This window comes from Comamonas denitrificans, from assembly GCF_017368815.1.
Lineage (GTDB): Bacteria > Pseudomonadota > Gammaproteobacteria > Burkholderiales > Burkholderiaceae_C > Comamonas > Comamonas denitrificans.
This window is the reverse complement of sequence record NZ_JAFNME010000048.1, coordinates 1-11,967: the sequence shown is the minus strand read 5'-3', so window position 1 is coordinate 11,967 and position 11,967 is coordinate 1. Positions and strand designations below refer to the sequence as shown.

6 protein-coding genes are annotated in these 11,967 nt (G+C 63.3%); 1 reads left to right on the top strand and 5 read right to left on the bottom strand.

The features are described from left to right. The coding region (locus tag J1777_RS13505; protein WP_207576205.1) for a hypothetical protein at positions 1 to 191 on the top strand (191 nt) is incomplete at its 5' end. On the opposite strand, the gene J1777_RS13500 is transcribed toward J1777_RS13505, so the two are convergent. The 5 genes from J1777_RS13500 to J1777_RS13480 form a co-directional block, all read right to left on the bottom strand. After that, complete coding sequence (locus J1777_RS13500) at positions 188 to 1,384, bottom strand: alpha-hydroxy acid oxidase (RefSeq protein WP_207576204.1); 1,197 nt, start codon at positions 1,382 to 1,384, stop codon at positions 188 to 190. The two genes, J1777_RS13505 and J1777_RS13500, sit on opposite strands and share 4 nt — an antisense overlap. Positions 1,385 to 1,479: 95 nt before the next feature. Beyond that, positions 1,480 to 2,952 (bottom strand): GGDEF domain-containing protein, encoded by a 1,473-nt coding sequence (locus J1777_RS13495; RefSeq protein ID WP_207576203.1) that lies wholly within the window; start codon positions 2,950 to 2,952, stop codon positions 1,480 to 1,482. 71 nt (positions 2,953 to 3,023) lie between these two features. Then, positions 3,024 to 5,258, bottom strand: a complete 2,235-nt coding sequence (gene pbpC / locus J1777_RS13490; RefSeq protein WP_207576202.1) for a penicillin-binding protein 1C — start codon at positions 5,256 to 5,258, stop codon at positions 3,024 to 3,026. Positions 5,259 to 5,369: 111 nt separating this feature from the next. Continuing rightward, positions 5,370 to 5,672 carry a YciI-like protein gene (locus J1777_RS13485; RefSeq protein ID WP_207576201.1) on the bottom strand — a complete coding sequence of 101 codons (303 nt, stop codon included), beginning with the start codon at positions 5,670 to 5,672 and terminating at the stop codon, positions 5,370 to 5,372. 27 nt (positions 5,673 to 5,699) lie between these two features. Further along, complete coding sequence (locus J1777_RS13480) at positions 5,700 to 11,708, bottom strand: alpha-2-macroglobulin family protein (RefSeq protein WP_207576200.1); 6,009 nt, start codon at positions 11,706 to 11,708, stop codon at positions 5,700 to 5,702. Positions 11,709 to 11,967 lie beyond the last annotated feature (259 nt).

Sequence of the window (11,967 nt, the reverse complement as noted above, 5' to 3'; positions counted from 1 at the left end):
GGCCAGCTTCTGCACGCTTGAGCGCATCGATGATTTGGCTGTCTGTAAAACGTGACTTCTTCATAGTAGAGATTCTCCTTTGGAGGCATCTACTTCTCAAGACGCTGGTTTTACGGGGGGATTACCCTATCAAAAAAACGGCTGTGATTCGAAAGAATCCAGCCGTTTTTTGTGTCTGGCAAGCGCTTTAGGCGTTTTTCGGGGCCACCGGATACGTTCCTGGCACCAAAATTTTGCTGTCCACGGTTTGGATATTCGTATGGCCGCAAAACGCCATGCTGATGTCCAGCTCTTTGTGCAGAATTTGCAGTGCCTTGGTCACGCCTGCCTCGCCAAACGCGCCCAGGCCATAGACCATGGCGCGGCCAATCATGGTGCCACGTGCGCCCAGTGCCCAGGCTTTGAGCACGTCTTGGCCGCTGCGGATACCGCCATCCATCCACACTTCGAGCTTGTCGCCCACGGCATCGACAATCGCGGGCAGCGCGGCAATCGACGAGGGGGCCCCGTCCAGCTGGCGGCCACCGTGGTTGCTGACCACAATCGCATCGGCGCCGTTGTTGGCGGCCAGCACGGCATCTTCCACTTCCATGATGCCTTTCAAGATCAGCTTGCCGCCCCACTGCTGTTTGACCCAGCGCACGTCTTCCCAGGACAGGCGCGGGTCGAACTGCTCATTGGTCCACGAGGCCAGGGAGTTCATGTCGGACACGCCCTTCACATGCCCAACCAGGTTGCGGAAGGTGTGGCGGCGCGTGCCGGCCATGCCTAAGCACCAACGCGGCTTGGTCATCAGGTTGATGATGTTGGCAAGCGTGGGGCGGGGGGGCGCGGTCAGGCCGTTTTTAATGTCTTTATGGCGCTGGCCAATCACCTGCAAATCCAGCGTCAGCACCAAGGCGCTGCATCTGGCATCTTTGGCGCGTTGAATCATGCGGGCCATAGCCTCGCGGTCGCGCATCATGTACAGCTGAAACCAAAATGGCGCGGTGGTGTGCTCGGCAATGTCTTCGATGGAGCAGATGCTCATGGTCGAGAGGGTGAAGGGGATGCCAAATTTTTCCGCCGCCCGCGCGGCGTGAATTTCGCCATCGGCGTGCTGCATGCCGGTCAGCCCCACCGGGGCGATGCACACCGGCATGCTGGCCTGCTGGCCCACCATGGTGGTGGCGGTGCTGCGCCCTTCCATGTTTACCGCCACGCGCTGGCGGAATTTGATGGCGTGAAAATCGCTTTCGTTGGCACGGTAGGTGCCTTCGGTCCACGAGCCCGAGTCGGCATAGTCGTAAAACATGCGCGGCACGCGGCACTCGGCCACTTGGCGCAGGTCTTCGATGCAGGTGATTTTGGAGAGATCGGCCACGGTGTACCCTTTATTTTTCATTGTGAAATTGAATGCCGCAATGGTAGTGGCTGGGCCACGGCTGCGTTGTGATGGATTTTTTGGGGCGCTTGAAATTTGTGCAGTGCGGCCCTGGCTTAAGGCGACACCGCTGCCTGGTAATACACCACCTGGCCGCGCCCGGCTTCTTTGGCTTGGTACAGGGCACTGTCGGCATGGCGCAGCAAGTCAGAAAAATTGGTACCGTGCTCTGGAAACATGCACACGCCGCCGCTGATGCTGTACACCTGCTGCAAATCCACCCCGTGCCACCAGCACGGCACGGCGCACGCGGCCAGCACGCGCGTGGCAATCTGCTGCACATCGACCAAGGTGCACTCGGGCAGCAGCAGCACAAATTCATCGCCCCCCAGGCGGCAAACGGTGTCCGTCCCCCGGGCCACTTGCTGCAGTTGCTGGGCGATGTGCAAGAGCACGCAATCGCCCGCCTCGTGGCCCCAGCGGTCATTGACTTGTTTGAAGCCATCCAGATCGAGGTAGAGCAGCCCCACGGTGCCACCATCGCGCTGGGCCGCCGCTATGGCCTGCTCCATCCGGTCTTTGAGCAAGAGGCGATTGGGCAGACCCGTGAGGGCATCGTGCAGGGCCATGTGCTGCATGCGGTTTTTTTCTGTGCGCAAAGCTTGCTGGGCACGGCGGCGACGCTCCAATTCGCGGGTAAACAGCAGGGCCAGGCCTAGATTGCCCAGCACCAGCAAAACAGAAAAGCTGCCCAGGCTCCAGGCCGTGCGGTACCAGGAGTGCAGCACCGTCGTCTTAGCCTGCACCACATTCACCAGCAGGGGCATCTGGGCCACATGCTCAAAGCTGTGGATGCGCGTTATGCCATCGCGCACCGACGGTGCAACAAACACCCCCACGGGCTGGGCGATGTAACGCTGAAAATTGGCGCTGCCGGCCAATGACCGCAAAAGTGCATCGGTCTGCGGAAAGCGCAGCAGCACTTGCCCATCACGGCGAATGATATTGACGGCACTGCCCGCACCCATCTCCATTCCGGACAACCATTGCTCCAGCCGTGCAATCGGCAAACTGGCCACCACCGCCCCGGCAAAATGGCCATTCTTGTCATACCAGGCCCGCGCAATGGGCAGAACCTGGGGGCCATTTTCCAAGAGTGCCTGGGGGCTGCCAATGGCGACCGCCGCCACGCCGGCCTGGGGGGCCTGTCGCAGGGCTTGAAAAAAATCGCGCTGCCCCAGCGGCTGCGTGCTTTTGCCTGAAACCATGTCGCGCACGCCATCGCCGTATTCATCCAGCACCAGCAGCTCGCTGCCCGACAAGGCCAGCACGGCGTGCATGTCCCACGTCTTTTGGTCACGGTGCTGCAAGACATTGCGCACCTGCAAAATATCGTGATCCACCTCGGCCAGCACCCATTGCAGGCCGACGGCCAAGGTGTGGCTCAGGTTGCGGCTGGCCAGTTCGGCGCTGGCCAGGGCGTTTTCATGCACCACCCACAGGTTGCGCGCCAACAGCCCGGCGATGCCCAGCGAAACCAGCAAGGACAGCAGCACCAAACGATGGGTCAGATAACGGACGAGCGACATGCGGTTTCACAGCGGGTGGAGCAATTCGGTCAAACTGGTTTCTATTCTAAAAATAAGTGTTTATTGCGTCGCTAGGGTTTACCTCGTGGCTTGCCAGACAAGCCCGCACCGCGCACTTGCACCGTGACGGCATCCAGCCTGCGCCCCTGAGCATCAACGATTTCTAACACATGCTGGCCGGGCATGGGCAGCCATGCCAATTGCGCCCCGGTGCCCAGAATGTGGCCATTGAGCCGCCAGCGCACCGCCGGGCTGCTGGCCCTGAGCCACAGGCGCTGCTGGGCGGGGGGAATGTCGGGATCGAGCGCCAAAATCGTGCCCGAGGCGGGGCTGTCAATGCGCGGTGCAAAGTTTTTTTCATCCCCGGCCGGTGCAGTCCGTGGGGCTTTATCGTCGCGCACAAACCGGGTCTGCTCGGTGCCGCTGAGAAACCATTCTTGCCGGTTGGCATCCAGCCCTTGCCCTGCTGCAAACTGCACGCTGTGCTGCACCACCCCGGCGGGTGGCGGGGGGGCCAGGCTGGGCTGCGCACGGTGCAAATACCCCAGCACCTCAGCCCACACGGGCGCGGCACCGCTGCTGCCGCTGACCTCGTGCATCGCCGCGCCGCTGGCATTGCCCACCCACACCCCGACGGTGTAATGCTGCGACCAGCCGATGGCCCAGTTGTCGCGCATGTCTTTGCTGGTGCCGGTTTTGACGGCGCTCCAAAACCGCGTGGTCAGCACGCTATCGAGGCCAAAGGTTGGTGCCCGGGCCAAGCTGTCAGACAAGATATCGCCCACGATAAACGCCGCCTGCGGGCCAATGGCTTGGCGCTGCGCCGGGGGTGCGCTGGGTGCTGGGTGCAACGGCGCCACCAGCGGTGCAATGGGCTGCCAGCGCCCCCCATTGGCCAAGGCCCGGTAGGCGTTGGTCAGGCGCAGCAAATCCAGCTCGCTGCTGCCCAAGGCCAGGCTGTAGCCGTAATAGCCCGCCGGTTGGGGCAGGCCCAGGCCCAGCTGGGCCAGCTGCTGGTAAAAATCTTCCACCCCCACCATGGCCAAGGTGCGCACCGCAGGCACGTTCAGCGACGAAGCCAGCGCCACCCGGGCCGACACCCAGCCTTTAAAGCGACGGTCGTAGTTTTGCGGGATGTACAGGCCCGCGCCGGTGTTGATGTGCGCCGCAGAATCTTCAATCAGCGATGCGGCGGTCAAGCGCCGCTGCTGCACGGCCTGGGCATACAAAAAAGGTTTCAACGTGGAGCCGGGCTGGCGCTGGGCCAGCACGCCATCGACCTCGTGCGCCTGGCTCAAGCTGCCCGACGATCCCACCCAGGCCAGCACCTGGCCGCTGGCGTTGTCCAGCACCAGCACCGCGCCGTCTTCGACGTTGTGCCCCTGCAGCTCGCGCAGATGGCGCTGCAGGCTTTGCAGCGCCACCCGCTGCACATCGGCGTGCAGCGTGGTGGTGATGCGGCTGGGCAGGGTTTGCCCTGGCGGCCACTGCGCCAGCACGCGCCGCGCCCAATGCGGGGCAATGCCGCTGCTGGCCGGCCACAGGCGGGCGCTTAACACCTGCTCGGTGCGCCAGCGCACCGCCGCACAATCGGGCGCGGGGCGTTGTTGCAAGGCGGCCAGGCTTTGCAGCACGCCACAAGCCCGCTGCCCAACCACTGGGGCCGTGGCGTTGGGGCCGCGAATGAGGGCGGAGGCAATGGCCGCCTCGTGCCCATCCAATCCATGCGGGGCTTTGCCAAACAGGGTGCGGCTCAAGGCATCCAGGCCGACCAACTCGCCCCGAAAGGGCACCAGGTTGAGGTAGGCCTCCAGGATGTCATCTTTGCGCCAGCTGCGCTCCAAGCGGGTGGCTGCCACGGCCTGGCCCAATTTTTGCCCCAGGCTGCGCCGCCCGGCGGCGTTGCGCCAGTCTTCATCCAGCAAACCGGCCAGCTGCATGGTGATGGTGCTGGCCCCGCGTGTTTTTTGGTGCCACAGATTGCCCCAGGCGGCGGCTGAGACGGCCTGCCAATCGACCCCGCTGTGCTGGTAAAAGCGCTGGTCCTCACTGGCCAGCAAGGCCAGGCGCAGCGCGGCAGAAACCTCGCTTAACGCCACCCACTGCCCTTGGCGCACCTGGGCATTGGTGCGCAGGCTGTGGACCTCTTGGCCATCGGCGGCCAAGATCAGGGTGTGCGATGGGCGGTATTCGGCCCGCACTTCGCGGTAGCTGGGCAGCGCCTGGGCCGCCCACGGCAAGGCCAGCAGCAGCACTGCCAGCCCAGGCCGCTGGAGTGCTTGCCGTACCAGGGGGAGCCACGCCATTGCTATTTTTAAAGAAGCTATTAGCGCTTGAAAATAGTAGTTTTTATGGTGTTTTTACCAAAAAACACTTTTAAATCAAACGGTAAAAGCTATTTTTTATGAAGTTAATTGTTATTCTGGTCGAACCGGGGTGTGCGCCGCATCCCCCACCACCGTGGTCCACGGCACGATGGTGTGACGCAGCACCAGGCCGTTTTGCACATAGGGGTCGGCCTGCACAAAGGCTTCAATCACGCTGGGGTCGGCGCAGTCAAACATGAACACGGCACTGTCCGGCGGGTTGCCCGTTGTGCCCCCCAGCACCAGCTCGCCCCGGCCTTGGGCGGCCCAGGCCCCCGCCAGGTGGCCATTGCGGAATTCGCCCCGACGCTGCAGGTAGTCGGCGCTGTAGTGGTAGGTCAAGAGGTAGTGCATACAAAAAGCTCCTTTAAAGCAAAAAATTCAAGGGGTGGCAATGGTCCAAGGCGGGTTGGGCATTTCGCCAAACACCTCGGGGGCATACAAGGCCTCCACCCGCGAGGCGGGCAAGGCAAAACGACCGGCATTGTTCAGCCGCAGGGTGTATTCGACGCTGACTTTGCCCTGGCCCAAATACCCCCAATAGGCCCGGTAGCTGTCCTGCCCCCGCTCCACAAAGGTGGGTTGGTGCCACCAGGGGGACTGTGCGCTGTGCCCCGCGTTGTGCCCGGCGGTGGCAACTTCAGAATCCCGCCCCAGCCCGCTGCCCAAGATGGTGGCCCCGGCAGGAATGGGGTCGTTCACGGCCACCCAGGTCATATCAGCGCTGGCCTCAATGTCCAGCCGCACGCGCACGAGGTCGCCACGCTGCAGGTTTTGCAGGTCTGCGCCTTGCAATGGGGTGACCACTTTGTGCAAGCGGTAACCCGCATCCAGCGGCGTGGTGCGGGCCACGGCGGCAATGGATTGGATGGCCACCCACGGCTTGCCGGTGCCCCGGTGCTGCACGCTCAATTGCCCCATCGCCCGCTCGCCCCAAGGCAGGAACAAGGTGTTGGCGGGCAACGGCGCATCCAAGGCACTGCTGCCGGTGGGCAGCAAGCGGCTGGGCTGGGCCTGCACTGGGGCGGCAGCGGTTGGGGCAGCGCGGCCGGTGGGCTGCAGCGTTTGCCAATCCAGGGTATGCGTGGTGGCATTGAGCATGGCGGTGGTGTCGCCGCTGACCGGGTCGCGCTCATAGGTGCTGCTGAACTGGCGCAGCGCCAGCCCGGCCCACAGGTTGGCGGTGGTGGTGGCCCAGGCCCCGCTTTTCTGCCGCGCCAGCAGGCCGGTGACCAGGCGGGGGCGCTCAGCGTCCCACTCGGCTTGGCCGATGGTGGCCAGCAGCAGGCGGGCGGCGTTTACGTCCGGCCCTTGCATCAGCCACCACCAGTGGTCTTGCGCGTCGGTAGAGAAGCCCACTTGCGTGCCTTGGTAGGCCAAGCGGTTGCGCAGGATGTGCCAAGCTTCTTGCTGCCGCTGGGCGCGGCCCGGCACTTGCACGTGTTCGAGCACGGTGAGCCAGTCCAGCACGCTGTGCGTGGGCCAGCGCAGGGGGTCGATGTCCAGGCTGTCCAGCAGCGCCGGGGTGGCTTTGCCATCCAGCGCCAAGGCGGCAATGGCGCTCAACTTGCGTGCGGTCATATCTGGCTGCGGGCTCCAGAACGTGCGCTGCAGCTTGCCGGTGACAAAGGCAATCAAGGCCTGCTGCATCTGTGCCTGCTCGGCCGGCGGCAGGGTAAAGCGCGGATCGGTCTGGCGCATGAAGTGCGAGAGGGTGAGCAAATGCGCCGTCAGCGTGTCACTGCCTTGGCTGGCCCGGCTGCGCGGCCCCTCTGCGGCGGGGAAATACATGGCCAGGCCATCATCATCCAGGTAGGTGGGCAAGCGGCCCATGATGCTGCCCCACACATCCGCATCGTTCAGCCCCACCGCTCGGCTGGTGGTTTGCTCCAGGCAGCTGTAGGGGTAGCGCTGCCACCAGGTGCGCAAACCGGGCACGCCCTGCTGCGGGTCGGCCAGGCGCTCGCTGAACGCCAGGCGCAAGCCGCCTTTGCCCAGCACAGCCTGGGCGGGCCATTGCACCGGCATGTCCAGGCGGCCCTCCATTTGCACCAGCGTGGATTGCTGCACCGTTAAGGGCACGGCAGGCAGCAGGCGCTGGCCCACGGTGAGCGCATCGCTGGCTCCGCTGGTGCGATCGGTGGCCTGCACCGTCCAGCGCACCGTGCCTTCGTCCGCTTGCGCCAGGGCGATTGGCAGCTGTACGGGCCACTCCAGCGTTTTGGCCTCGCCCGCCGGAATATCGACGTTCTGCGCGGCCAGCTCCAGTCCCGTGGCCTGGGGTTGGAGCTGCACTTGCATGGGCTGCGCGGTGGTGTTGCGCACGGTGAACAGGGCCATGAACTGGTCGCCCTCGCGTACCACGGGGGGCAGGCCGCTGATCAGCTGCAAATCTTGGGTGGTGGCAATCGTGGTGCTGCCAGTGCCAAAGCGGTCGTCGCCCTCATCGGCAATGGCCACAATCTCAAAGCTGGTGAGGGCATCATTAAGCGGCACCTGCACCTGGGCACGGCCCTGGGCATCGAGCGGCACCACGGGCTGCCACAGCAGCAAGGTGTCAAACAATTCGCGCGTATTGCTGCGGCCACCGCCACCACCCGGGGCTGCGGCTTTCAGCCCGTAGTGGCGTCGGCCCACAATCTCAGACTGGGCAGTGGCGGTGCTCACGCTCCAGTCGCGCTGGCGCCACAGTCCGTCGGCCAAGTTCCAGGTGGTGTTGGGCATCAGCTCCAGCAGGGCTTTATCGACAGCGGCAATGGCCACCTGGGCATGCGCGGCGGGCTGCCCGTCTGCGCGCAGCACTTGGATATTCACTTGCACCGGCTCACGCACTTGGTAGCGGGGTTTATCGGTGCTGATGTTTACCGCTAGCTTTGTCGTAGCGTCTTGCACTTTGATTTCAGCCACTCCAAGGCGAAAAGAGGGTTTACTCAAGTCCACCATAGCGGTAGGCGCTATGTATTCTTTATTGCCATGCCAGTAAGCGTCCCACCACTGGCGCGGCGCTTTAAAGCCCCAGGTAAAAAAGCTGTACCACGGCACCTCGTACAAGCGCCCGCGCAGGGCCAGCACACTCACGTACACATTCGGGCCCCAACCGGCTTGCACCGGCAGCTGCAGCACGGGCTTGCTGCCTTTGAGGGTTACCACCTCGGTATGCAGCACGCCCTCGCGCTCCACAGTGACCAGGGCGGTGGCCTCGCGAAAAGGCATGCGCACTTGAAAGCGTGCCGTCTGGCCGGTGCTGTAGTGGGTTTCCTCGGGCAGCAGATCCATGCGGTCATGGTCCTCGCCGCCAAACCACAGCTCGCCCTGCCCCGTCACCCACACCGAGGTGGCGGCCTGGGCAGTGCGGCCCTCTGAATCGGTGGCGGTCACCACCAGCTCCACCTCGCCCGGTTGGGTCAAATTGACTTCGCAGAGCAACAAACCACCGCTGTCGCTCTTGCCGCTGCACAGCGTGCCCAACGGGGTCTGTTCGGACTGGTTGTCATAACTGTAAAAGCCACCCACCAAGCGTTTGCGCGTGCTGGTGGTGCGCGAGAACACGCCTTCCACCTTCATCGCCACCCCGGCTTGCGGGCGGCCTGCGGTATCGACGGCCACGGTTTGCAACTTCAGCTTGCGCTCAACCGACACCCAGTCATCGGCCAAGATGCCGGGCAGCACCGCCGCCGGCCACAGGGTATGGGTGCTGCGCAGGGTTTGGATTTCGCCGTTGGGGTCGGCAAAGTTGGCCTCCAGCAGCAGCTCGCGCGGGCGCTGCAAAGTGCCCACATCGGGCAGCTGTACCTGCCCCTGGCCCTGGGCATCCAAGCGGGTGGGCAGCTTGTCGGCCAGCAGGCGCTCGGGCGGCGCATCCTGCTCTGCACGCTGCGCACTGCTGGGCGCGCCAAAGCTGTAACTCGACCAGCGCGGAAAAGACACCCCCTGCTCCCGCAACAAGGCATTGACCTGCACCTGCTGGCCTTTGGCCGAGCCGCCATTGAGGTAATGCAAGCTCACCGCCACCGGCATCGCTCCTGGCTGCACCAGCGGCGCTTTGGGCACGGGCTGCACACTGCCCTCCAGCACCGGCAGGCGAAACTCCTCCACACGAAATTGCCCCGTATGCAGCGCAAACCGCCCGGTGGCATCGCCATCGACCAGCTCAATCCGGTACGCGCCCAACTTGGCAGCCGGGGGCACGGCAAAGCGGTTCACCGCATAACGGGCCGTGCCGTCCTCTTTCACCCATTCGATCGGAACTTCATAGCGCTGCCCGCTGCCCACATGGGTGATGGCCACCGCCGTCGCCGTCACATCGGGCAAAGCACGCAAGCCCTCCATGCTTTGCGCTCGGACAAAGTGCTTCATCGACACCGTCTCGCCCGCCCGCACCAGGCTGCGATCGAGCACCGTGTGGGCCACGATTTCGGTGTCATTGCTCCAGCCCTGGGGCAAATTGAACCGCCAAGGCTCAATCCCGCGCTGCCAGTTGCTCCAGATAAAGGCCATGTCGCCCTCGGCCCGGGCACTGATAAACCAGTTGCCGCTTTCTGGTTCGCCGCTGCACTGCGGTGCCTCGCGGGCAATGTCCGGCAACAACAGCAGCCCATCACCATCCGTCAGCCCTTGGGCCTGGAGATGCCCGGCGCAGGTCGAAATTTGCACCTGCGCCCCGGCAACCGGCCGCCCCCGATCGAAACTGGTAACCCAGACGGCAGAATTTTCTTTGCCCAACTTGGCATGCACGGCCAAATTCGTCACCAACGCAGAGGTGCGCACAAACATCCGCCGCTCGGCCCCCAGTCGCTCATCGAGCAAGGCTGCGCCCAAATTGGGCGAATCAATCTCTAACACGTGAAAGCCCGGTTGCTTGAGTGGCACGCCCACCACTTCAAACGGCCGAGGATCGCCCTCTTTCGGGCTGGGCAACAGCACCTGCTGCACCCCCGGCTGACCCCGCAGGAGCGAGAGCACCCGCGTCGCAACGCTGTCTTGCGTCACCTCCCGGTAATCCACCCCCTCGTCACCCTCTTCCGTGTCCGAGCGAAGCCGCTTCGGCAAGGGGGCCGGCAAAGGGCCTTGCACATCCTGGGCAGCCTGCTTGCGATCGACATGGCCCCAGCGGTAACGCGCCAATTTATTCCACCAAGCGATGATGTCGGCATCCTCCGTCAGCACCAAATCGCGCAACTGCGCTTTGGCCGCTGGTTGGTCCAGGCCTTCAATATGGCGCACCGTCAATGGCAGCACCGCCACGCCATCGCCTGTGCGCCCGCCCTGCGCCTGCGCAAAACGCTCTAAAACCCCAAATTCAGCACTGGCAAATTTCGCCAACGCCGGGGCCCGGCCCGTTTTCAAGGCCAAAGGAAAGCTGGCCGCATTGACCAAGGGGCGGCCACTGTCATCGGTAAATGGCGCAGGCAGCTCCAGCCGGTAGCTGGTCTCTGGCAACAAGCCCGCCGGGCCAAAGACCAAATTGCGCACAGCGTTGGCATCTTCCGCATCCAGTTTCGGCGCCAACTTCGCCCCCCCGCCCACCAAGCGAACCTGGGCCGCCAAGGCTTTATCAATCGGCGCACTCAAGTTCAAATCAATGGAACGAATCGGCAGACAACCGGCGTTCGCATTCTCACGCTCACACACCATTTCTGCGGTAAAGGCATCGCGCACCGAAAACTCCAGGGCACGGCTTTTGCGACTGACCACCCCCGCAGCGGTTTGCACCCCAGCGTCAATCACCAATTGCACCTTGCTGCCCGCCGTCAGCCGCCGATTGCACGCCAACAGCACCCATTGACCCGGCTCTTGCGCCACCTGCCCATCCAAGTGGAGCCCTTGCACAATCTCTTGCGCCACCGCACCCTCCACCCAGCGCACGGGAATGCGCTCCCCCACCTCTTGGCTGCGGCAATAAGCATGCGCTTGCACACTCTGCGGCGTTGGCACGGCGTTAAAGCGCAGGACAAACACCTGCTCTTCCTCAATCGACTCGTAGCTAAAAGGCCAAACCTGCGTGACATCAGGGCCCGCCACCTCAAATTGATAGCGTGCAGCACCCTTTAGAGTTTGCTTTTCTGGTGATTGAAAAGTTTTATTCAACTGCACCTGGCAGCGCACCCCCGGCGGTACAGGACGCTCAAACTGCCACACCCATTCACGGGCACTGTTCCAGCGGCTGGTGCCTTGGGCGCTTTTTTCGTCAGAACAAGTCACTGCTGCGGGCGCTGCGGCCTGAGGGTCACCAAAGCGCACGGCATCTTGATCCGTGCGCAACACCACTTGGCGCACTTCATTCACCACCCCTTGGGGCGAGAGCTTTTGCACCTGCAACGCCTGCACCGGCAGCGCCAATAATCCTGCCGCTACCAGCCCCCAGCCCGCCAATACCCGATGGTGAAACATATTCCCGCTCCCGCCCCCATAGAAGAAGCGCAAGCCTACCACCATCTTTTATTAATAGCTATTTGCGCAGCCCCTTAGGCAGTTTTAGGCCCCAATAAGCCCTAAACTCTTACCCAGCAAGCGCAAGGCGCTACAAAAACAAAACCCCCAGTCTTTTGGGACTGGGGGTTTGCTTTGCTATAAGAGCCTGACGATGACCTACTTTCACACGGGAACCCGCACTATCATCGGCGCTGACCTGTTTCACTGTCCTGTTCGG